Source organism: Phormidium sp. CCY1219, from assembly GCF_055795085.1.
The window spans coordinates 1-21,513 of record NZ_JAYFEQ010000880.1; the positions used below are offsets into that span (position 1 = coordinate 1).

18 protein-coding genes are annotated in these 21,513 nt (G+C 49.3%); 8 read left to right on the top strand and 10 right to left on the bottom strand.

All coding sequences use genetic code 11. The features are described from left to right. From AC0QH1_RS28880 to AC0QH1_RS28890, 3 genes are all read right to left on the bottom strand, one after another. A partial coding sequence (locus AC0QH1_RS28880; protein WP_324634899.1) for a calcium-binding protein occupies positions 1-3,075 on the bottom strand: 3,075 nt, incomplete at its 3' end. Positions 3,076-3,176: 101 nt separating this feature from the next. Next, entirely contained in the window at positions 3,177-3,344 is a 168-nt protein-coding gene (locus AC0QH1_RS28885) for a hypothetical protein (protein WP_324634900.1), read from the bottom strand. A 365-nt stretch (positions 3,345-3,709) separates the two neighbouring features. Next, on the bottom strand, positions 3,710-3,925 hold the full coding sequence (locus tag AC0QH1_RS28890; RefSeq protein ID WP_324634901.1) for a hypothetical protein: 216 nt from the start codon (positions 3,923-3,925) through the stop codon (positions 3,710-3,712). A gap of 389 nt (positions 3,926-4,314) precedes the next feature. On the opposite strand from AC0QH1_RS28890, the gene AC0QH1_RS28895 reads away from it, so the two are divergent. Next, entirely contained in the window at positions 4,315-4,479 is a 165-nt protein-coding gene (locus tag AC0QH1_RS28895) for a hypothetical protein (protein ID WP_324634902.1), read from the top strand. Between the two features lie 274 nt (positions 4,480-4,753). Here AC0QH1_RS28895 and AC0QH1_RS28900 read toward each other — a convergent pair whose 3' ends face one another. The 5 genes from AC0QH1_RS28900 to argS all read right to left on the bottom strand — a co-directional run bounded on the left by AC0QH1_RS28900 (position 4,754) and on the right by argS (position 9,908). Then, the gene (locus AC0QH1_RS28900; protein WP_442957384.1) at positions 4,754-5,146 is read right to left on the bottom strand and encodes a hypothetical protein; all 393 of its coding nucleotides are present in this window, start codon (positions 5,144-5,146) and stop codon (positions 4,754-4,756) included. A gap of 2 nt (positions 5,147-5,148) precedes the next feature. Then, entirely contained in the window at positions 5,149-5,598 is a 450-nt protein-coding gene (locus AC0QH1_RS28905) for a Uma2 family endonuclease (RefSeq protein WP_442957385.1), read from the bottom strand. 398 nt (positions 5,599-5,996) lie between these two features. Then, positions 5,997-6,785: a sulfite exporter TauE/SafE family protein gene (locus AC0QH1_RS28910; RefSeq protein WP_324634903.1), complete on the bottom strand. Its 789-nt coding sequence runs from the start codon at positions 6,783-6,785 to the stop codon at positions 5,997-5,999. A gap of 290 nt (positions 6,786-7,075) precedes the next feature. Next, positions 7,076-7,885: a sulfite exporter TauE/SafE family protein gene (locus AC0QH1_RS28915; RefSeq protein ID WP_324634904.1), complete on the bottom strand. Its 810-nt coding sequence runs from the start codon at positions 7,883-7,885 to the stop codon at positions 7,076-7,078. 265 nt (positions 7,886-8,150) lie between these two features. Continuing rightward, complete coding sequence (argS, locus tag AC0QH1_RS28920; RefSeq protein ID WP_324634905.1) at positions 8,151-9,908, bottom strand: arginine--tRNA ligase; 1,758 nt, start codon at positions 9,906-9,908, stop codon at positions 8,151-8,153. Positions 9,909-10,183: 275 nt separating this feature from the next. Here argS and AC0QH1_RS28925 point away from each other — a divergent pair, with 275 nt between their 5' ends. The 3 genes from AC0QH1_RS28925 to AC0QH1_RS28935 all read left to right on the top strand — a co-directional run bounded on the left by AC0QH1_RS28925 (position 10,184) and on the right by AC0QH1_RS28935 (position 12,335). Continuing rightward, positions 10,184-11,356 (top strand): FAD-dependent oxidoreductase, encoded by a 1,173-nt coding sequence (locus AC0QH1_RS28925; RefSeq protein ID WP_324634906.1) that lies wholly within the window; start codon positions 10,184-10,186, stop codon positions 11,354-11,356. 191 nt (positions 11,357-11,547) lie between these two features. Then, a complete protein-coding gene (locus AC0QH1_RS28930; protein WP_324634907.1) occupies positions 11,548-11,907 on the top strand; it encodes a hypothetical protein in 360 nt (119 codons plus the stop codon). A 293-nt stretch (positions 11,908-12,200) separates the two neighbouring features. Next, positions 12,201-12,335: a hypothetical protein gene (locus tag AC0QH1_RS28935; RefSeq protein WP_324634908.1), complete on the top strand. Its 135-nt coding sequence runs from the start codon at positions 12,201-12,203 to the stop codon at positions 12,333-12,335. A 455-nt stretch (positions 12,336-12,790) separates the two neighbouring features. Here the strand turns inward: AC0QH1_RS28935 and pdhA are convergent, their stop codons facing one another. Next, positions 12,791-13,822 carry a pyruvate dehydrogenase (acetyl-transferring) E1 component subunit alpha gene (pdhA, locus tag AC0QH1_RS28940; RefSeq protein WP_324634909.1) on the bottom strand — a complete coding sequence of 344 codons (1,032 nt, stop codon included), beginning with the start codon at positions 13,820-13,822 and terminating at the stop codon, positions 12,791-12,793. A 515-nt stretch (positions 13,823-14,337) separates the two neighbouring features. Between pdhA and AC0QH1_RS28945 the strand changes: the two genes are divergently transcribed. Next, entirely contained in the window at positions 14,338-16,629 is a 2,292-nt protein-coding gene (locus AC0QH1_RS28945) for an IMS domain-containing protein (RefSeq protein WP_324634910.1), read from the top strand. 47 nt (positions 16,630-16,676) lie between these two features. On the opposite strand, the gene AC0QH1_RS28950 is transcribed toward AC0QH1_RS28945, so the two are convergent. After that, on the bottom strand, positions 16,677-16,802 hold the full coding sequence (locus AC0QH1_RS28950) for a hypothetical protein (RefSeq protein ID WP_324634911.1): 126 nt from the start codon (positions 16,800-16,802) through the stop codon (positions 16,677-16,679). 638 nt (positions 16,803-17,440) lie between these two features. Here AC0QH1_RS28950 and AC0QH1_RS28955 point away from each other — a divergent pair. The 3 genes from AC0QH1_RS28955 to AC0QH1_RS28965 all read left to right on the top strand — a co-directional run bounded on the left by AC0QH1_RS28955 (position 17,441) and on the right by AC0QH1_RS28965 (position 20,859). Continuing rightward, positions 17,441-18,676 carry a DUF4912 domain-containing protein gene (locus tag AC0QH1_RS28955; protein ID WP_324634912.1) on the top strand — a complete coding sequence of 412 codons (1,236 nt, stop codon included), beginning with the start codon at positions 17,441-17,443 and terminating at the stop codon, positions 18,674-18,676. Positions 18,677-19,037: 361 nt separating this feature from the next. Then, positions 19,038-19,439 (top strand): DUF2358 domain-containing protein, encoded by a 402-nt coding sequence (locus AC0QH1_RS28960; protein ID WP_324634913.1) that lies wholly within the window; start codon positions 19,038-19,040, stop codon positions 19,437-19,439. Between the two features lie 229 nt (positions 19,440-19,668). Then, positions 19,669-20,859: a TRC40/GET3/ArsA family transport-energizing ATPase gene (locus tag AC0QH1_RS28965; RefSeq protein ID WP_324634914.1), complete on the top strand. Its 1,191-nt coding sequence runs from the start codon at positions 19,669-19,671 to the stop codon at positions 20,857-20,859. The last annotated feature ends 654 nt before the right edge of the window (positions 20,860-21,513 follow it).

Genomic DNA, 21,513 nt, shown 5'->3' on the forward strand with positions numbered 1-21,513 from the left:
GATGTTGTCGTCTCCGGCATCTCCTTGGATGCTGTCGTTGCCGAGGTTGCCTGCGATAATGTCGTTGTTGTCGCCACCACTGATGTAGTCGTCGCCGCCATCTCCGGTGATGCTGTCGTCTCCGGCATCTCCGAAGATTTGATCGCTGTCGTTGCCGCCGGAAATGGTGTCTTTGGCGTTGCCGCCTGAGATGGTGTCGAGACCATCGTTGCCTTGGATGCTGTCGTTGCCGTCGTTGCCTTCGATGTTATCTTGACCGGCATCTCCGGTGATGTTGTCTTCGCCTTCGTTGCCGAAGATTTGGTCATCCTGGTTGCCACCAGAGATACTGTCATCGCCGGTGTTACCTTCGATGTAGTCGTTGCCATTATCCCCGGAAATAATGTCGTTGTCTTCGTTTCCTTGGATGGTGTCTTCGTTGTCGCCTCCGGAGATGTTGTCTTGTCCGAGGTTGCCTTGGATGCGATCGTTTCCACCGTCGCCGGAGATGCGATCGTCTCCTGAATCTCCGTAAATTAAGTCACTACCACCGTCACCGGAAACAGTATCATTGCCAAAACCTGCATAGATTTTATCTGCGTCCTCTCCACCAGAAATTTTATCTTCATACGAACCGTTAGGGTCAAAATTTTGAATTGATGAACTTAACTCATTAATATTGAGAGAATTTTCGTTAACCAAGTTTGTGGTGGAGGTTTCAGCATAAATAGAACGGCTAAAAGATGTAAAACTAGCTTCTATTATAATATCGCCGTCATCATCTTGTAGTTCTTGTTGATCTCCATATATAACATCCTTTCCAGAACCACCATAGATTTCGTCTTTGCCTTCACCACCTATTATTATGTCCGATTTATCTCCACCATCAATAAAGTCGGCATCATTACCCCCGTCTAAAAAGTCACATCCATCATGACCTAACAGATTGTCGTTACCACCTAGACCCAGAAAAATATCGGTGCCGTACCCACCAGACATTCGATCTGCAAAAAGTTGAGTTCCAGGCGGTACTGGCCCAGTAAAACCAGAATACTGGTAGCTGGTTCCAAGAATAACTTCAACACTACTAAGAACATCTTGATGACCGCGACTATCTACTACCGTATAAATGTCGTAGCCTGCTCTTGAAGAGTATTCAACTACAATGGGGCTAGTTTGTTCTCCTGGATCTGAGTAGTCTGCAATATCTACTCCCTTGCCTCCGTCTAAAAAGTCATATCCAGAACCACCAATTAAGACATCGTTCTGGTCTTTGGCGCGAATTACATCATTGCCTGCTTTGGCTATAAAAGTCTGGGATTGACCTCCCCAGCCTTCTATGTAGTCGCTCCAAGCATAACCTTCATGAGTTGATTGGTACAAACTTGTTGGAGATGTATCATTAAAATGATAACCGTCATAATGATGTTGTTTGCTGTCAAAGAAAGAACTGAAACTTGAACGAGCTTGAAACACTAAATCTTCATTTTCTAAATTAGCTTTTAATGTATGATCTTTCAATCCAGCCGCAACTCCCAAAGGAATATCTCTTGTCAAAAAATCACCAAAAAATTTCTGAAATTTTTTCTTGTAACTTACGTTGGCATCAATCTGCAAATCAGGAACAAAATCAGAACCGTTTTTTTCTATAAGTTCAATCTCTAGATCGGAATGTTCTGATTTAACTTGGGAATAATTAGTTGGAGAAGCAAATCCTATTACTTGAATTCTTGATAAGTTAGTTGGAGCGGCTTCAATGATTTTATTCAGAGCATCCTCAATAAACAGATTTCCCTGTGAGTGAGCCAGTAATTGTAAACTATTTCGTGGGTTTTTTGCCAACCATAAAATAGCTTCATTTACCCATGCACCTTGTTCAATATCTTCTTCTTCTTGAAGTTTTTTAATTTCTTTTGCTTTTCCTTCGTTAACCTGTTCACTTACTGTAGCCGGTTTCTTATCAAGATACTGAATAAAAAATTCAGCGATATCACTATCTACATCCTCAAAAGTATCAAGAGATTCTATAAAATTATCAATGCCTCCATATTTATCGAAAAAATCAACAATATTTAGTGCGTCTATTTTCATTAAGGATGCCCAATCCAACAAATCATCGGAAATCAATTTCAATTTTTGAAGGTAGGCTGCATTTTCCAAGGTCAGTGAATCAAGTAAACTCGGATCTTCCTCTATTTTTTTTTCATATTTTTTAATAGTATAATCATATAACTTCTCGTTAACAACATCATTGAATTTATCAATTTGTTCTTGAATTTGAAAAGACAAAAGTCCACCGAAGCCCATATCTCCATCTTTGGTTGGATTCCAAACGAATTGATAATCAAATGAATCTTTTAATGACAGATCAATATTAAATGTATTTTGAAGGTTTTCAGCCCCAGGTTTGGCACCATCATATGTATTCCAGATTCCGTTCATGTAAACAACTTTGCTTTGTCCTCGTTCTTCGATGATAGCTGCATATACAAGGTCAGCCGCATTGTCAGCGTCCCAATTATAAGGAGTGTAATTCCAACCATCGCTTGATTCTAAATCTGCTTCTAACTTTAAAAAGTTTTCCGTGAAATTAATATCTGACTTCAAAACGATCGCATCATCCTCACCCTGCAACGCCTGAACCTGAGACTCACTCAACTCAAACCCTTGCACCAAATTAGAAAACAATTCCCCTTCATCCCCTGGGGTATCCTCATCATTAATCTGCCAATCCACATAATGGCCGATTTCTTCCAACAACACGCTGTTAATGGCGGAAAGATTATCAGCATACTGACTCAGAAAGTCTTCCGAGAAGTAAATCGTATTATTTTCCCCGGCATAAGCAGCATTTGCGCCACTGAGTTGGGTTCCGGTGAGGATTTCGATTTGCGGAAGTGATGCAAAGTCTCCGGCAATCCACTGCTGCCGTAACCCTTCTAATTTATCGGCATGGAAGGTTTCGCCAAAAGCGGTTTGGATTTTGAGGAGAAATTCTTCACGGTTGGCGAAGTCGCTTAAGGTGTTGTAGGCGTTTTTCAGGGACTCTTCTACTAAGGCGGCGTGAGTGGAGTTGGCAAAGTTGGTATTCAACATGGTTCTATCCTCGTTTTTGTTTGATGGTGTGGGCTGTTTTTTGGGTGTGTGTTCGATCGCAACACCCGACGGGAGATTAATCCCACCCCGGATCGTGGGATCTACTTATTTAATGGGAAGGTTGGGGGAGTTTTATGCACCGATCGCAGGTTTTGGGAGAAAATTCCACTGGGCGATCGCTTGTGTAACCCTACGCTGGCGCAGGTTTGGGGGAATTTTTTCGGAAGTTGGCGATGGGCGATCGCTTGTCGTCGAGGCATGAGACTCATAAACGTACTCCTTGCTACAAACAGCATCACGGTTGGGGTCTGTCGGGCGATCGGGCTTATTGTCAGATTTCCGGAGGATCCCCCCTAGCCCCCCCTTGGGAAGGGGGGAACCGGAGTGGATTTCCAAGTCCCCCTTAAAAAGGGGGATTTAGGGGGATCCGTCTGAAGTTCCGGAGGATCCCCCCTAGCCCCCCTTGGGAAGGGGGGAACCGGAGTGGGTGGTTAAGTCCCCCTTTTTAAGGGGGATTTAGGGGGATCCGTCTGATTTGGGTTCAGGGTGCGATCGCCTTCTATTTGGTTCTCTATAGCTATGTCTGGTGGATTTTGCTTTTTTTACGGGAAAAGTCGAATTTTGTTACAAAACTTTACGTTACCGTCGGCAAAAGTGGACTGTCAAAGACGGGTGGATGGGTGGCGGAGACGCGATAAATCGGTGTCTCTACATGAGGCACTTCCCACTCCGTTAGAAAAACAACTTCGTAATTTGTAACGATTTGACCCCAGCGCAAGGGGGGATTTTCGCGAATCGCACTGGAGTTTAAACCGTTTAATTGGAAGTGCGATCGGGCAGTGAAAATCAACCGGCAGAGGGATGATTTTCCGGTAAAACTGTTACACTGTTTACATAACAGTAGGGCTATCCGTTTGGATTATATTCGGAGTAATTCCGATAAAATGCTGATTTTTCTGGCGAACTCCTTTACTTTTTAAATGATGACATCAGTATATCACGCAATTTTTATTCTGCAACAAATTTTTGAAAATAAATATTTGTAAATCAATGGATTATTCGTGTCATTTGACAACCGTACAACTAGGTAAATATGAGATAAATATTGAAATTGACGCAAAAATCAATTGATTAAATTACGCAATTGGCGAGGGATGCAGTGGACACAGGGGCAACCGCAACGGTAACGTTTTACTTTTTACATACAAGCGATAATTGGCGAATTATCGGCGGATAATTTTGAATGATAAAGGATTAATCGTGGCGGATTATTGGCAATCAAATCGTGAATTATGCAATAGAGGCGGCGATTTTATCCAAGGAGGATTTGTCTGCGAGTTTGGCAAGGGGGCGATGGGATTATTATGGGTTATCTGTGGGTGGATGACGTGGGAAACGCCATAAATGGGTGTCTCTACATGAAAGCAGCGATGGCCTGTTCTAATTTCTACCCTCAGCCAAGCTAAAAAAACTCCAAATTCCAGCTCAACTTCTGGAGGAATTAGACTTCGATCGCCAAGTGCGGGTAAAATTTCCTTGAGGTAAATTCACTTTAAGTTCGGTTACATTCATCGTGACTTTGACTCTATCCCTATGCTTTGTTGAATAGTTAGGTTTATTATAAATCTATACAATCGCAATTTCAAGACTCCAGAAACTGCGATCGCTTCAACTGGATTTATCCTTCGCCAAGAGTATCGGGATCGATTCTTAACTCTCGCATCCGCCGTTGTATCTCCTGTAGTCGCCCTTCTGCTGCGTCGGCGCGTTGGCGTTCGGTTTCGGCGCGTTGACGTTCGCTTTGTGCCTGCTGCTGGGCGATTTGTGCCTGCTGTTGGGCGATCGCTTCGAGTTCTTGGGGCGTGGAAATCCAGTTCCCCCCTGCGTCATACCAGCGCAACCACAGGCGATCGATGCCTTGATATTCACCTTCCCACAACCCGATTCCCAACTCTAGGGTGGGAATCCAAATTCGGGGTTCCGTGAATTCTACCGATCGATAGCGATCGCCGTTTAGTATAAAAACTCGCCGTCGATTCGTATAGCGCTCGAAAACCACATAATAAGGCACCTTCAAAATTCGTTCGTAAACTTCCCATTTTGTCGGCGGTTGGGTTGGCGCGTGGTTTGTCCGAGGTCTTCGTTTTCCGTACCGGGAGAAATTAACTCCACCACCACCAAAGGGCTGATTCCTTCTTGCCATATTACGTAACTCAATCGCAGATCCGTGCCGTCATACAATCTTGGCACCCCCACTACGGCAAACCAATCTGGTCGTTTATACCAGTTAGAGTGACGCACATCATAATAGAGGTTCATGTCAGTACCGACAAAGATTTCTCCGGGTGGATAGTTGGGAGGTTGAAACGTCAGACGCAGTAATTCCGGTTGTAGGTCGTGAAATTCATCGGGCAAACCGGGTGACTCCGGATTTTCGCTAGGTAAATCGTACATTGTCGGCAAAGTTTCTCTGGGCGATCGCGGCGGATCGGTTTGTTCGATCGGGTATTTCTTCGGTGTCATATATCCACTCTTTTATTAGGTATAGTGAGAAAATGCGGCAGTGTCGCACCCCTATAGTTTATCAAATTTCTCCTCCTTCGATGGCGGGTGGGCAGTGTTCTCATCTCAAATCTGGAGGCATTATGGTAAAAAAATAGCCCCAGCCCCCCGGGGACTGCAAGTCCCCGGCTAATAGCTAAAGTCGGTTGAAAACCGACTGATATGATGTGAAAAAAAAGAGTCCGCGTAGGCGGACTATAGCGCTGTCGCGGGCTACGCTAGTGCCTGCCCAGACGCGATTTCAATCGCCGGCCTTTTTCTGCCCAGACGCGATTTCGATCGCTTTTTCTTGCCCAGGCGCGAATTCGATCGCCCACTGCGATCGCTCATTCACCGCATGTGATATCACTCGCTTTTGGTTAGCTGCCGATCGCGCGCCAAATCATCGAAATCGACAATCCCAGCAATAACGCTCTAAACAGCAAGGTGATAATTTTTGCAGGTAAGCGAGGTAACAAGCGAGTGCCCACTTGCGCGCCGACAATTGCGCCAATCCCGATGCCTAACCCGGTGAACCACAACACATTGCCCTGATAGGCATGGCGGAGTAAACCGGATGCAGAAATTAGCACGATCGCACCCAAACTAATCGGTACTGCTTGTTTAATCGGCACCTGTAGCACAATCACTTGCAGGGGAACCATCACTACACCGCCACCAACACCGAACAACCCCGCCAGCAAACCTGCCAGCAACCCGATCGCGATCGCTTTGAGAGGTTGAGTGGAAGGGGTGGCATTCTCCTCATCATCCGCGCGATCGCCGGTTTCCGTTTGCTGCATTTTGCGCCGCAAACCCATCAAATAAATCGACACCAGCAACAGGGCGGCAAAACTGAGAGATAACCACAAACTCGGCAAGCGATCGCCCAACCAAGCGCCCAATTGCGCCGTGGGAATCCCGCCCACCGCCAATCCCAAAGACGCTTTCCAGTTTAAGCGATCGCTACGCCAATTGCGGAAACTCCCAGACACGGAACTGAGAAAAACCCCCACTAAACTGGTTGCAGTCGCGCGATCGATTGCCACCCCTGACAAGGTGAGTGCCGGAACCATCAGCAAACCACCGCCAATTCCCAAAAGACCCGCCAAAGTTCCGGTGGCAATGCCGAGAAGAAAGAATAAAATTGAAGAAATAGCCGATTCCATTATTGTATTTTCCGGGGCTGTGCGAGTTATAATATAGCAGATTGTTGGCGATTCGTAAACTCCCTACAGGAGTAAATATTTTGCCTCATCTCCCATCTGGAGGAATAGCAATCAAGAAGCATTAGTCCTTGTCATGCGGACTTTGTTTGCCTAGGCGCGATTTCAATCCCCCGCTTTTTATTCGGGTTCTTTGTGTGCTTTTTATTCGCGTTTAACTATCATATCAAACCAGAGAGCAATTTTTTTCACCTCCAAACTGCGATCGCGGCAAATTATTGCGGTTAAAATCCTTACACCAGTCCCTTAACAAAACTTTGCCCTATCATATAAAGTGCCATCCCAAATAACACCAGTCGGTAGACTCGATTCACCAGAGAAGGACTGAGTTTGGGCAACAGGCGAGTGCCGATTTGAGCGCCAATCATTCCACCGATACCGATGCACAAACCGGGCATCCATAACACCCGATGGTTCCAGGCATGTTGCGCTAAACCAGAGGCGGCGATCGGCACTACTGCGCCCAAACTGGCGACCACTGCAGTTTGAATTGATTCGCGAATTAACAACAGGTGAAGTGGGACAATAATTAACCCGCCACCAATTCCAAATAATCCCGACATCACCCCAGCAATTGCCCCAATTTGGGCAAACTTCCAGGGGCGAGGAACGGACTTTTCCGGGGGTTCCACCTCTTCCGATGGTTCTTCCAACTGCTGGCGATCGCTGAGGTTTTGGCGCAGACTCATCAGATAAATTCCACTTAACAATAGCAAGGCAAAACACAATCCCAACCAAGCATCGGGAATGCGATCGCCCATCCATGCACCCACCTGCGCCATCGGAATTCCAAATAAGGCAATTTGTGCCGATTCTCGCCAATTCAGTTCCCCCATCCACCCATTTCTCAAACTGCCAGAAAATGCGGTCAAAAATACCCCCACTAAACTTGTCGCCGCCGCTTCTATCACGGGAAATCCTAACAGGGTCAGCATCGGCACGAGCAAAAATCCCCCACCCAGGCCAAAAATTCCGCCCAACACCCCCGTACAGGTTCCCAATAACAACAGTAACGCCCAAGTCATCGGTTCTGGATTCATCATGGATTGGATTTAATTACGCTTTTCTATTTTACCATTAATTGGGGATTATTTCAAGTAATCAAAGGATTTTTTTGCTGATTTTACGAGCAAAATTACACTCTTTTCTCGTTCCCAGGCTCCGCCTGGGGACGGGCTTCCCGAGGCTCCGCCTCCCCACTGTTAGGCAAGTAAAATAATGTGTAATTTTGCCGACCATTGCTATTTGAGGCAGAGCCTCAAGCTGTGCGTTCCCAGCATGTGCTGGGAACGAGTTAAAGGGAAAAAATTACATGCGTTCTAATACCTTAATTCCCAACAGGGACAATCCCAATTTCAAGGTGGTTGCCGTTAAATCGCACAACATCAAACGGGAAGTTCGCATGGGTTCTTCGGCTTGTAGAACCGGACAGTTTTCATAAAACTGGTTGAACTTTTTGCTCAATTGATAGAGATACTCGCACAGACGATTGGGCAACAAATCTCTTTCTACGGTTTGCAGCACTTCATTCAAACTGAGTAAATGTTTGGCGAGCACCAGTTCGGTTTCTTCTTGCAATTGAATTTGGCGGTTTTCTCCCAGATTTTGGAAATCGATATTTCCTTGGCGGCTAATGCCTTGAATCCGCACGTAAGCATAAAGCAAATACGGCGCGGTATTGCCTTGTAGGGAGAGCATTTTGTCATAACTAAAGACATAGCTGCTGGTGCGATTTTGACTCAAATCGGCATATTTTACCGCACTGATTCCCACGCCTTGGGAGACGCGATCGATAAATTCTTCTGTTTCGCTGCGCCCTTCTTCTTTCAATCTGGTTTCTAAATCTGCCCGGGCGCGATCGACAGCTTCATGCAACAAATCGCGCAAGCGAACGGTTTCGCCTTCGCGCGTTTTGAGTTTTTTCCCCCCTTCGCCTAAAACCAATCCAAAGGGAACGTGAACCACCTCAATATTTTCGGGAATCCAGCCGGCGCGAGTCGCCACTTGGAACACTTGCGCGAAGTGGGTTGCTTGACCCATATCGGTGACGTAAATAATGCGATCGCCCTTATCTTTTTCGATGCGATAGCGCAGGGCAGCTAAGTCAGTGGTAGCATAATTATAGCCACCATTAGACTTTTGCACGATTAACGGTTGAGGTTGTCCTTCTTTGTTAGTAAATCCTTCGAGAAAGACGCATTTTGCCCCTTGGTCTTCCACCAGCAAACCCGCTTTATCCAATTCTTCTATCACTTGCGGAAGATAGGAATTGTAAAACGATTCGCCGCGTTCTTTAAGCTGAATATCCAGCCAGTCGTAAATTTTTTGAAACTCGCGGCGAGATTGTTCGCACAGTAGTTCCCAAGCGCGAATTGCTTCCGCATCGCCGGCTTGCAGCTTCACCACTTGCTGACGGGATATTTCGCGAAATTCTTCATCTTCATCGAAGCGCTTTTTCGCTTTTTTGTAAAACCCAACTAAATCGCCTAAATCCAAAGCGTCGGCGGTAGTGAGTGCTTGGGGAAATGCTTCGCGCAAATAGGTAATTAACATTCCAAATTGGGTGCCCCAATCCCCCACGTGATTGAGGCGCAAAACATCGTGACCCCGGAATTCTAAAATCCGGGCAATGCTATCGCCGATAATGGTCGATCGCAGGTGTCCCACGTGCATTTCTTTAGCAATATTCGGGCTGGAAAAATCCACCACCACCCGCTGCGGATGCTCTACCGGTTCGACACCCAGACGCTCATCGCCGGCAATTGTCGCCAATTGGCTTTCCAAATACTCGGTTTTCAGGGTAAAATTAATAAACCCAGGTCCAGCGATCGCCGGTGCCTCGCAAAAGTCGGAAACATCCAAATTTTCCACAATTTTCCCAGCAATATCCCGAGGCTTTTGCTTTAACGGTTTTGCCAGAGACATCGCCACATTCGATTGATAATCCCCAAATTTAGGATTGCTTGCGGGGACTAACAACGGGTCAGTCCCCGCCATCTCTTCTCCAAAGGCGGCGACTAATGCGTTTTCAACGTTGGTTTTCAGCCGTTCGAGGGTGGAAGTCATACGGTACAACTGTAAAAGTAGCAAACTTCTATTATATCATCGGAGGGCTGAAAAACAAAGTAGCCGATTCCCTGGGGTTTGCTTCAGGATAACAGAAAAGGGACGATAAACCCGGTTGATGACGCAAATCTGTTGCTGTAAAGACGCGATTAATCGCCTCTCTACGATTGGCTGAACTTTCCCCAGTTTTTTACCCCGAGGACATCAACGCCCGAGAAGGAGAAATTTGGGCTACAATCAAAACCAATTCTATCGTACTACCGAGTTGAAAGTCCATGAAAAAACATCTGGTTTTTATCGGTGGGGGTCACAGTCATGCGATCGCCTTGAAAGAATGGGGCATGAATCCCCGCCCCAACGTTTCCATCACATTAATTAGCGATCGCGTTCATACCCCCTATTCCGGCATGTTACCCGGTTATATCGCCGGATTTTACCGCTTTGAGGAAGCCCATATCGACCTCGATCGCCTGACGAATTTTGCCCGGGCAGAATTTTTAGCCGATAAAGCGATCGCCCTCGACTTAGAAAACAATCGGGTTATCTGCGCCAATTTTCCCCCAGTGGAGTTTGATGTCTTATCCATCGATATTGGCAGCACTCCCGCCCAGGAATCCGTACCTGGCGCAACAGAATACGCCATCCCCGCCAAACCCGTTCCCCAGTTATTAGAACGCTGGAATGGTATTTTAGAAAAAGTCCGGCGATCGCCGCAAAAACCCCGTCGCTTTGCAGTAGTTGGCGGAGGTGCTGGTGGTGTAGAATTAATGTTAGCCGTGGATGCCTGCCTGCGTCGCCTGCTCGACCCGGCAGATTTTCAAAACCTCGAACGTCACTTATTTCATCGCGGCAATTCCCTAGTTACTCAGAAAAATCAATACACCCGAAAAACATTAAAAAATGTCCTAGAAAAACGCGGCATAAACCTGCATTTAGGCGAAACGGTTACTGCGTTAAAACAGCAAGAAAACGGGAGAATTCAGGTTAGCTGTGATTCGGGTTTGAGAGTAGAGTGCGATGAGGTTTTTTGGGTAACGCACGCCGCCGGTGCCGATTGGATATCCGCATCGGGTTTAGCCACTGACGCGGCGGGATTTATTCAAGTGAATGAATATTTACAATCGTTGAACCGCGATGATATTTTTGCGGCGGGAGATGTTGCCACAATGGTCAAAAATCCGCGCCCGAAAGCCGGCGTATTCGCCGTGAGACAGGGGAAACCGCTGTATAAAAACTTGATTCGCAGGTTAGAAGGGAAACCGCTGGTACCCTACAAACCGCAACCGCGATTTCTCACGTTACTCAGTACCGGCACTGGAAAAGCGATCGCGGCGCGCGGCGGTTTGGGAGTCGGACCGTCTCGTCTCCTGTGGTGGTTGAAAGATTGGATCGATCGCCGCTTCGTGCAACAGTTCAATCGGTTACCCGAGAGCGGCGATCGCGGGTAACGCCGCAGAAAAATACTGCAAAAACAGCCATGAGCGGCGAAATGCCTGCAATGTGGCAATTTTTAACCAATTCTGTGGGTTAATCTATCTCTCGGTAGAGGTAAGGAGGCGCGATCGCCGCTTACGATGCAGCTTAGGCACGGGAGTTGTCCGAAAGGACACTTCGTTTAAAACAGCTTGAGGTCATTTATATGCAGCGGATTTTTGCAGTGTTCGGTGATGCCAAACGCAGAGCGATCGCGCTTTTGTGTGTGTTAGCATTTATCTTCACCCTTGCCGGCACGTTCTGTGGCGATCGGCCCAGTTACGCCGCCACCGGGTTGGATACGAAGATGGTGAAAGAGGAATATAACCTCGATAACAATAACAGAGAGGATCGGTTTAAGAGTCGCGAAGAAGCCTACCAAGAAGCGATCGAAGACGCACAAACCTTAGAAGGGCAAGAAAAAATCTATGAAAAAAACCTGACTCAATACAAACAAGAACAAGCCCAACCGGGTTTGATAGAAAAAGCGAAAGAATTCGTGCAACAAGGGAGTGAGAAGCCCTAGGCTCCTCTCAATGGATTCCCTGCCATTTCCCAGAGAAGATTCTATGGTACAGAAAGCTTGACCGCGATCCAACCGATTGCGGTCAAACTTTGATTTGAGGACGTTTCTTGTCCCCGAATTTTTTGCACAAACATATCATTGGATAAACACTTGACAACCTCCAGGGCTTGGGAGAAAGGAACAGAGAGTACGCATAGAACTGTACCTCGGCGCGATCGGGGCACCGAGTTACATTCGCTTTCTTGTATCGCCAAAGGTCGCCCGGGTCAACATCGCGAGATAGGAGACCACCAATGAATAAAAAAGAACTTCCAACATTTCCTGTACCTCAAACAGGACAATATGTCAAGGGTTTTGCAAAAATTGGCCGCAAAATCAGTAAAAATACTGACTTGTCGGCTCCATCTGCGCGAGGAAAACGATTTTAGGGGTCATTTTCCTTCGCCGCCTACGTGAATCTACGGAAACTTTCTTAGTTATAACCTATTTTTCCTTCGGTGGGAGAATTACTTCAACTTTTTTTTTGAATTAATATGCCCAGAGAATTTTTCCAGGCCCCTCGACCCCCGAAGTGGGTCAGACTGGGGGGCAGAAAAAGCCCCCATACAGGAGGTCAGCACCCGATCGCCCTTGCGGATCCCTCGGAACTGCACTCCCCCGGAATCGCGATCGCAAAATAGTCCGCGATGCAATTGAACCGCCCATCGAATCCGGGGGCACCCACGGCGTCAGTATTCCCCCACGAGCCACCCCGCACCGGCCTCAGGAGAGATTCAGATGCCGGGGAAAAACAGACATAAAAGAGGGGACAGGGCACCATACCCTGTCCCGCAGAAGGTTCGGAGGTTAACTTAAAACCAGAGCATTTGAGAAGGGTGAGGGATTAATCTTCAGCAAACACATAGCGGCGTAACTCGCTTGCATCGGGTTCCGGGCTATTTTCCGCGAACTCCACCGCCTCATTGACCACCTCTTGCACCTGCTTCTCGATCGCGTCAAGTTCCTCTTGCGTAGCCAGATTTTGCTCTTCGAGATATTTCGCCAAGCGTTTAAGCGGGTCGCGAGACAGCCAGAAGTCCTTTTCCTCCTTGCTTCGCAATTCATCCGGGTCTGCCAGAGAGTGACCCCGGAAGCGATAAGTCAGGGCTTCGATCACCGTAGGGCCTTCACCGGCACGAGCGCGAGCGATCGCCTCCTGAGCGGCAGCGCGAACCGCCAACACATCCATACCATCCACCTCAACCCCCTTGATGCCAAAAGGAGCCGCCTTCTTATAAATTTCCGGTTCCGAAGTCGCCCGTTCGTGAGCCATCCCGATCGCCCACTTATTATTTTCCACCACATAAATAATCGGCAGCTTCCAAAGTGCAGCCATATTCAAGCACTCGTAAAACTGACCGTTATTGCAGGCACCATCCCCGAAGAAACAAGCCGTCACCGTATCGGCAGATTCATCCTCCATCGTTTCCCGACGGTACTTGCTTTGAAACGCCGCGCCAGTCGCCACCGGAATACCTTCCGCCACAAAAGCAAAGCCACCGAGCAGACGATGTTCGCCAGAGAACATGTGCATCGAGCCGCCGCGACCCTTACTGCACCCGGTTTCCTTGCCAAACAACTCCGCCATCACCTCTTTTGCCGGCACCCCCGCACTCAACGCATGGACGTGATCGCGATAGGTGCTGCAGACAAAATCCGCATCCCGTCGCATCGAGCGGATCGTCCCGGTGGACACCGCCTCCTGCCCATTGTAGAGGTGGACGAAGCCAAACATTTTGCCTCGGTAATACATTTCAGCGCACTTATCTTCAAACAAGCGCCCCAACATCATATCCTCATAAAGCATCAGACCCTCATCTTTAGAGAGGTCTACTGATGTTGCGTCAAAAGTGGGTGCAGTCCGTTCCTGAATCATTGATTTTTCCTGACCTAATAATAAGCAGCCATTGCTTTCTCGCAAATGATTTTCATCTCGCGAGGGCAAATAAGCGGGAAAATTTCTACTCTTGAATCCCTCAAACCCTTTTCGGTAAAGGATATCGTACCATCTTGGGGAAATCGAGAGTCTTGCCTGAGCCACAGAACCGGCCAAAAAGTGTCCATTACCCCGCGCCCCTGCCAGCCGATGAAAGCCTCCTCCCTGCCGGAAGCCTCAATCGGGGGAAGATTTGACGGTTCTACTCAGACCTTGTTAAATAGAGGCAAAGACTTATCATACATCCAACCACGTACCCAGGGCGCTTGCTCGCCATCTTGATGGTGACGCGAAACCATGACTGGCTCCTTTGATGGCGAGTCAAGGATTCAGAGACGATAAACTGAATCCCTTTTATGATAGAGACTAGGGACTATAATTATTGCACTATTTTAGTCGTTTATAGGAACTGCTGTCAGTTTGTCTGGTTGCTCATAAAGCAGGGGAAGTAGACTGTGCTAGTGCCACTTGATTATTACCGGATTCTCGGCCTGCCGATTCAGGTACCTGGGGTCGAAACCCCTGGCTATGCTGAACAACTGAAGCAGGCGCATCGCGATCGCAAAGAGCAACTGCCTCGGCGGGAATATTCCGAGGTAGCCACTGATGCTCGCAAACAGCTAATCGATGAAGCCTATGCCGTCCTGTGCGATCCGCAGGAGCGGCAAAAATACGATGCCACATTTTTGACCAAAACCTACGACTTCGAGTCAGAGCAGGAAACACAGGCACCCAACGCTGGCGAGGAGACCCCGGAATCCTACCTCGATCCCCATACCCCGAGCCTGGATATTGCCCCAGAGCAATCGATCGGAGCCTTGCTCATTCTCCAAGAACTCGGAGAATACGAACTGGTGTTAAAACTGGGACTACCCACCCTCAGCGCCAACAACATCAGCCTGAAAAACGGGAAATTTGGAGACCCCAACCTGGTGGTTCCGGATATCGTATTAACCCTTGCCCTCGCCTGCTTAGAACTGGGGCGAGAACAATGGCAGCAAGGAAAATATGAAAATGCCGCCGTCTCCTTAGAAACCGGACAAGAACTGTTACTGCGCGAAGGATTATTCCCCTCGGTGCGCGGAGAAATGCAAGCCGACCTCTACAAACTTCGTCCCTACAGGATTTTAGAATTATTAGCCCTGCCGGAAAATAAACTCAAGCAGCGACAGCACGGATTGCAGTTATTGCAAGACATGCTAGAGGAACGGGGCGGAATAGACGGCACCGGAGACGATCGCTCCGGCTTGTCCGTAGATGACTTTTTGCGCTTCATTCAACAACTTCGCAGCCATCTAACTGCCGCCGAACAGCAAGAGCTGTTTGAAGCCGAAGCCCGTCGGCCCTCAGCCGTGGCCACCTATCTAGCCGTGTATGCCTTAGTGGCGCGCGGGTTTGCCGAGCGACAACCCGCCCTGATTCGGCGCGCCAAACTGCTGCTGACCCACTTGGGGCGGCGTCAGGACGTGCATCTGGAACAAGCCGTCTGCGCCCTGCTGCTGGGACAAACCGAAGAAGCCGCTCAAGCCCTCGAACTCACCCAGGAACGGGAAACCCTCGCCTTTATTCGCGCCAATTCCGAAGATTCGCCGGACTTGTTGCCCGGATTGTGTCTGTATGGCGAGCGCTGGATGCAAGCAGAAGTCTTTCCCCATTTTCGGGATTTGGCATCAGCCCAGGCATCCCTGAAAGATTATTTTGCCGACGAGCAGGTGCAAGGGTATTTAGAAGCCCTACCCGACACGAATGCCGAAGAAGAGAACGAGTGGATGGTGGTGCCACCGCCGCCCACCCCCCTCACCGTGGGTTTGCCAGAACCAACCACCCCCAAACAATCCCCCTTTACCACCTTGCAAGCCAAAAACGGCTCTGCCAATGGGGTTTCTTCCTCCTCGCGACTTTCTTCCACCACGGGGAATGTGGCCACCTTGCCCACCGCCATTCGCACCAGCCCTCCCCCGGAGTCTGCGCGATCGAACAGCGTCCCCGACCCAGCGATCGCCGAGTCCCATTCGCAACACCCCCCCGCCAACGGCGCTCGAGGGGACGATCGCAGCCGCCTGCCCGTGGCATCCAGAGTTCGCGCCCCCGAACCCACAGCGCCTCCCGCACCCCGTCGCAGTAGCACCAGACGCGGAACAGGCAGGATTCCGGGACGGTTCAAAGGAATGAAGATAGACCGCTTGATTTTGCTTGGCGTCGGAGGTCTGCTGGGTCTGTTGCTTCTGTGGTTGCTGCTTGGCGCGATCGCCGGTCTGTTTCAAAGGGGTCCGTCTTTGAAAGGAGAGCAGCTCGATATCGCCCTCCACGAGGCGATCGTGCCAATGCCAGTTTCCGATAGCGACGCCCTGGTGGATATGGGCGGCCCGCTCAATCAAGCCCTTGGTCGAAGCATTATTCAGAAATGGTTATCGATTAAATCCCTGGCCCTCGGTCCGGAGCATCAAGTGGAGCAATTAGAAGAAATTCTTATGGATCCGGCCCTGTCGGTGTGGCAGCAACGGGCAGAAAATGCTCGCCAGGAGAATTGGTATTGGGAATACGACCACAATCTGGTCGAGGCTGACGTGCAAGCTAGCGAAACCGATCCGAATCGCGGCACCGTGGTGGTTGAGGTCAGCGAAGCGGCTCGATTGTTTGAAAACGGTCAGCAAACTCGCCAGCGCGAGGACAATTTGCAGGTTCAGTATCAGTTGGTTCGCACCGATGGACAGTGGCGCATCCGGGACTGGGAAATTCTCCGATAGGCTCATCCCAGTTGGTGGCGCGATCGCCCCCGGTTCCTCAACTTTTCCTAACCCCCTGACTCATCGCAGTCCGGGGGTTTTATCGTAGCGGTTTGCCCCACCATCGGCGATCGCACCCTTGGCACCCCAGAGCAATTGGCTCCTTTTTGCGGTTTGTCAGGAAATCTTGACATTTTGACCCAGAGAAGGCGATCCCGTTTTCCGCCTAATGTCAAAATTCCCTGACATTCCGATCCCCGAGTTGCCCATAAAACCGTCAAACCCCTGAAAATCAACCCTTATACCCCCTTGACCGAATCGGGAGTTTTCTGCAACATGGGAGGTAAGAAACGCGATCCCAACGATCCCAAAAAAAATCTGTGGATTTACCGTTTCTCGTCTCCGCCTCTGGGGGAGTGGGAAAAAAATCGCCAGAGTTAGCCTGACTCTTCAGACGAGCATCCCCAAGCGCCCACCTGTTGGGACGGCTTGGGAGAATGCAAGCCCAGACGATCGCGCCAGGTGATTCGAGCGCCGCTAAGGGGCGATCGCGCCACCCCACGCCTCGGGCAAATTGCCACAACAAGGCAATCCATCCCCCGGGCAAAGCGCGAGAACCTCGCAACTGCGCGACCCCAGTTTCAATTCAGTATTTTTCTATCCCGACCGCAATTGATTTTCCAGTCAAAAAACTAGATCCGCGATCCAACACCAAGGCTCAAATTAAGAAAATGCAGGTCGAGACCCGCTTCGAGCCACAGAGCGTCCCCGCGAGGAGATGTAGGCCAAGCGATCGAACTGTCGTATAGCCGAATAGGAGGCCACAGTAACAATGGCGAAAGAACGCCCCCCCTTAGAAGAGATGACACTGCGGCAACTTCGCAAAGTCGCCAGCGAATATGCCATCTCCCGATACAGCCGGATGCGGAAATCGCAACTTCTGGCAGCAATCAAAGAAAAACAACGCACCAAAATTTCTGTCGAACAAACTCGTAGCTTGGAGGCTCAGGAAGAAGTGGAAGCAGCAAAATTTGAATTGGGACAAGAAGACCGCACCGGAGGGACTCTCGCCTCGGTTGATGAAGGACTCAGCGATCTGCCCAGTGGCTATGGCGAAAGCCGGATCGTGCTGCTACCCCGCGACCCCCAATGGGCCTACACCTACTGGGATATCCCCAACGAACACAAAGAAGAACTGCGTCGCCAAGGCGGTCAGCAACTCGCCCTGCGGTTGTACGATGTCACCGACATCAACCTGGAATACCAAAGCCCCCACAGCATCCAGGAATATCCCTCCGATGAACTGGCCCGGGAATGGTATCTGCCGATTCCGGTGAGCGATCGCGACTATGCCGTGGATATTGGCTACCGCTGCGCCGATGGTCGCTGGCTGGTGTTAGCCCGTTCCACCCCGGTCCACACTCCCCCGGTCTATCCCTCCGACTGGATCGAAGACCAATTCATCACCGTTGACTGGGAAGAAGACCTGAAGGGCAAAACCTTCCTGGAACTGGTTCCCCCCAGCAAAAAAGCCGCAGCAGCAACCGCCAACCCCATCTACGACGAAATCTTCGGCATGGCAGAAGGTGCCGAAGCGCAACGGGTGGCCGGCTCTGTGTTCGGTTCCATGCAGCATGTCCCCGGTTCCGCCTACCCCTCCCAAGCCGTCAGCTCCTATGTCTTCCCCTCCGGTGTGGGCATGTGGGCAGTCCCAACTATGTCCGGTCTCACCATGTCTGGTGTGGGCATGTCCGGCGTCGGCTTCTCCGCCTCCGCACCGCCGATCCGTCCGCGCAAATTCTGGCTGGTGGCCGATGCTGAACTGATCGTTTACGGGGCTACCGAACCGGATGCTACCGTCACCGTGGGCGGACGTCCCATCAAACTCAATCCCGATGGCACCTTCCGCTTCCAAATGTCTTTCCAAGATGGCAACATCGACTACCCGATCGTCGCCGTTGCTGCGGATGGCGAACAAAGCCGCTCGATTCACATGACCTTCAATCGCGAAACTCCTTCCCGCAATACCAACACCAAAGAAGAAGCCGTGGAAGAGTGGCTGGCATAACTCCCACTACCAGGGAAAGGATGAGGGAGAAACGTTTGTCCCGCTTCGAGCCAACCCTTCTCCTTCACCCTCAATCCAACTAACCCTATCCCCCGAGGTTACTCGGGGGATTGTTATTTTATAAAAGACAAGTCGCTCGAAAAAGTTAAATCGGCAACCAAAATGCTGAAGTGGAACCTTAGTCGATGCGGGCCGAGGGCGATCGCCCTTGACCCCATTCGCCGCCCATCCCTCTCACCCGAGGGACGGGTACCCGACCACTGGGGTAGCATAATTTATTACCACATTTTAAATCATTTGTCAACCCCTAACGGGGAATTTTGCCGAAATTGAGGGCGCAAAGCCACGGGACGAGAGCCAGATGGATATTATTCAGATTCTCAAACAAGATTATCAGCGGTTTCCCGAGAACCAAACCTACAGCATTTACACCGAAGAAGTGTACTTCAAAGACCCGATGAACGAATTTCGGGGCCGCGATCGCTATGAGCAAACCATCGAGTTCATCAGCAAGTGGTTTAAAGATGTGCAAATGGACCTGCACGATATTCGCCGTCGCGACAATACCATCGAAACCCGCTGGACTTTGCACTGGACCGCACCAGTTCCCTGGGAACCGAGAATTTCCATTCCGGGCACCAGCGAGTTAAAACTTAACCGCGAGTCGCAAATTATTTCCCATATTGACTACTGGGATATCTCGCGCCTCGATGTACTCAAACAACTGTTTTTCCCCCGGTCCCCCACCGCCGGCGCAAAATGAGAAGCAGCCATAAAGACGGGAAAATTGAGCGGCGATCGCGTCACTTAGGTGCGAAAATTGCCCGCCCACCTCAGTTAAACGAGAAGCCAACCCCGGCCATAGATAGGCGATCGCCCGCCTGAACTCCCCACCCATTCCCCGGAGAAAAACCCCTGTAGCCGCAGTTACCCAGAAAAACCCGTTAAAGTAAAGAGGTGTAAACAAATTCTCAGACAAAACTGAAACCTTCATGCGTTTAATTTTAATGACCGGAAAAGGCGGAGTTGGCAAAACCTCCGTCGCCGCCGCCACGGGAATGCGCTGTGCCGAACTCGGCTATAAAACCCTCGTCCTCAGCACCGATCCCGCCCATTCCCTCGCCGATAGTTTCGATATGGAACTCGCCCACGAACCGCGCAAGGTGCGAGACAATCTGTGGGGAGCCGAACTCGACGCCTTAATCGAGTTAGAAGCCAACTGGGGATCCGTGAAGCGCTATATCACCGAAGTCCTGCAAGCGCGAGGACTCGAAGGCGTACAAGCCGAAGAACTCGCCATTTTACCCGGAATGGATGAAATCTTCGGTTTGGTGCGGATGAAACGCCATTACGACGAAGGCGAATATGACGTTTTAATTATTGACTCCGCCCCCACCGGCACCGCACTGCGCTTGCTCAGTTTGCCGGAAGTTTCCGGTTGGTACATGAGACGCTTTTACAAACCCTTGCAAGGCATTTCCGTCGCCCTCAGACCCTTAGTCGAACCCATTTTTAAACCCATTGCCGGGTTTTCCTTACCCGATAAAGATGTGATGGATGCCCCTTATGAATTTTACGAACAAATTGAAGCACTCGAACGGGTTTTAACCGACAATACCCAAACCTCGGTGCGGTTAGTCACCAATCCCGAAAAAATGGTGATTAAAGAATCCTTACGCGCTCACGCTTACTTGAGCCTATACAATGTGGCCACCGATTTAGTCATCGCTAATCGGATTATCCCCGATACCGTTACCGACCCGTTTTTCCAGCGCTGGAAAGAAAATCAACAGCAACATAAAGAAGAAATTCACGAAAACTTCCGTCCGCTTCCCGTCAAAGAAGTGCCGCTTTATTCTGAAGAAATGTGCGGTTTAGACGCCCTAGAACGCCTGAAAAATACCCTGTTTGGAGACTCGGAAGACCCCACCGATGTCTATTACAAAGAAACCACCGTTAGAGTTATTCAAGACCAAAATCAGTACAGTCTAGAACTGTATCTACCGGGAATCGCCAAAGACAAAATCGAACTGAGCAAAACCGCAGATGAACTTAATATCCGGATTGGCAACCATCGGCGCAACTTAGTGCTGCCCCAGGCATTAGCAGCATTGCAACCATGCGGAGCGAAAATGGAAGAGGATTATTTGAAAATTCGCTTTGCTGAAACGGCAAAAGTTTAACATCGAGCGGTTTTCAATTCCCCATTGAAAACCGCTTTTTTATATAGCCTTTCTCAGATTGATGCGATCCGTAGCCGAATAATTATTACCGCGCTTGCACCTCCGAGGAGAAAAACTCTCTACCTTACCCATATCAAAATATTATAACTATGGCGCGATCGCGATAGGCTTTTTCACCGATGGCGCGCTACAGGATAAATAACTATTCCGCTCATCGATACAGTTTTCCCCATCCCTGGAGTTGGACTAGGGATAAATAACTATTCCGCTAATCACTATGTTTTTTTCCCATATCTGGAAGTTGGACTAGGGATAAAAAACTATTCCGCTCATCGGTATAGTTTTTTTCCATATCTGGGAGTTGGACTAGGGATAAATAACTATTCCGCTCATCGGGACAGTTTTTTTCCATATCTGGGAGTTGGACTAGGGATAAATAACCATTGCGCTAATCACTATGTTTTTTTCCATCCCTGGAGTTGGACTAGGGATAAATAACCATTGCGCTAATCACTATGTTTTTTTTCCGTCCCTGGAGTTGGACTAGGGATAAAAAACTATTCCGCTCATCGGGACAGTTTTTTTCCACCGATCGCGTGGTGGTGGTGAAATATAGCAGGTCTGTTGCTTGATGCGATCCGCAGCCGAATAGTC

What these genes read in the sequence shown, in the direction of transcription:
- AC0QH1_RS28955 (WP_324634912.1), top strand. Translation starts at nt 17,441, where the DNA reads ATGGCGAAAGAACGCCCCCCCTTAGAAGAGATGACACTGCGGCAACTT.
- AC0QH1_RS28930 (WP_324634907.1), top strand. Translation starts at nt 11,548, where the DNA reads ATGCAGCGGATTTTTGCAGTGTTCGGTGATGCCAAACGCAGAGCGATC.
- AC0QH1_RS28950 (WP_324634911.1), bottom strand. Translation starts at nt 16,802, where the DNA reads ATGTCAAGATTTCCTGACAAACCGCAAAAAGGAGCCAATTGCTCTGGG.
- AC0QH1_RS28910 (WP_324634903.1), bottom strand. Translation starts at nt 6,785, where the DNA reads ATGGAATCGGCTATTTCTTCAATTTTATTCTTTCTTCTCGGCATTGCC.
- AC0QH1_RS28885 (WP_324634900.1), bottom strand. Translation starts at nt 3,344, where the DNA reads ATGAGTCTCATGCCTCGACGACAAGCGATCGCCCATCGCCAACTTCCG.
- AC0QH1_RS28960 (WP_324634913.1), top strand. Translation starts at nt 19,038, where the DNA reads ATGGATATTATTCAGATTCTCAAACAAGATTATCAGCGGTTTCCCGAG.
- AC0QH1_RS28915 (WP_324634904.1), bottom strand. Translation starts at nt 7,885, where the DNA reads ATGATGAATCCAGAACCGATGACTTGGGCGTTACTGTTGTTATTGGGA.
- AC0QH1_RS28965 (WP_324634914.1), top strand. Translation starts at nt 19,669, where the DNA reads ATGCGTTTAATTTTAATGACCGGAAAAGGCGGAGTTGGCAAAACCTCC.
- argS (WP_324634905.1), bottom strand. Translation starts at nt 9,908, where the DNA reads ATGACTTCCACCCTCGAACGGCTGAAAACCAACGTTGAAAACGCATTA.
- AC0QH1_RS28905 (WP_442957385.1), bottom strand. Translation starts at nt 5,598, where the DNA reads ATGACACCGAAGAAATACCCGATCGAACAAACCGATCCGCCGCGATCG.
- pdhA (WP_324634909.1), bottom strand. Translation starts at nt 13,822, where the DNA reads ATGATTCAGGAACGGACTGCACCCACTTTTGACGCAACATCAGTAGAC.
- AC0QH1_RS28935 (WP_324634908.1), top strand. Translation starts at nt 12,201, where the DNA reads ATGAATAAAAAAGAACTTCCAACATTTCCTGTACCTCAAACAGGACAA.
- AC0QH1_RS28925 (WP_324634906.1), top strand. Translation starts at nt 10,184, where the DNA reads ATGAAAAAACATCTGGTTTTTATCGGTGGGGGTCACAGTCATGCGATC.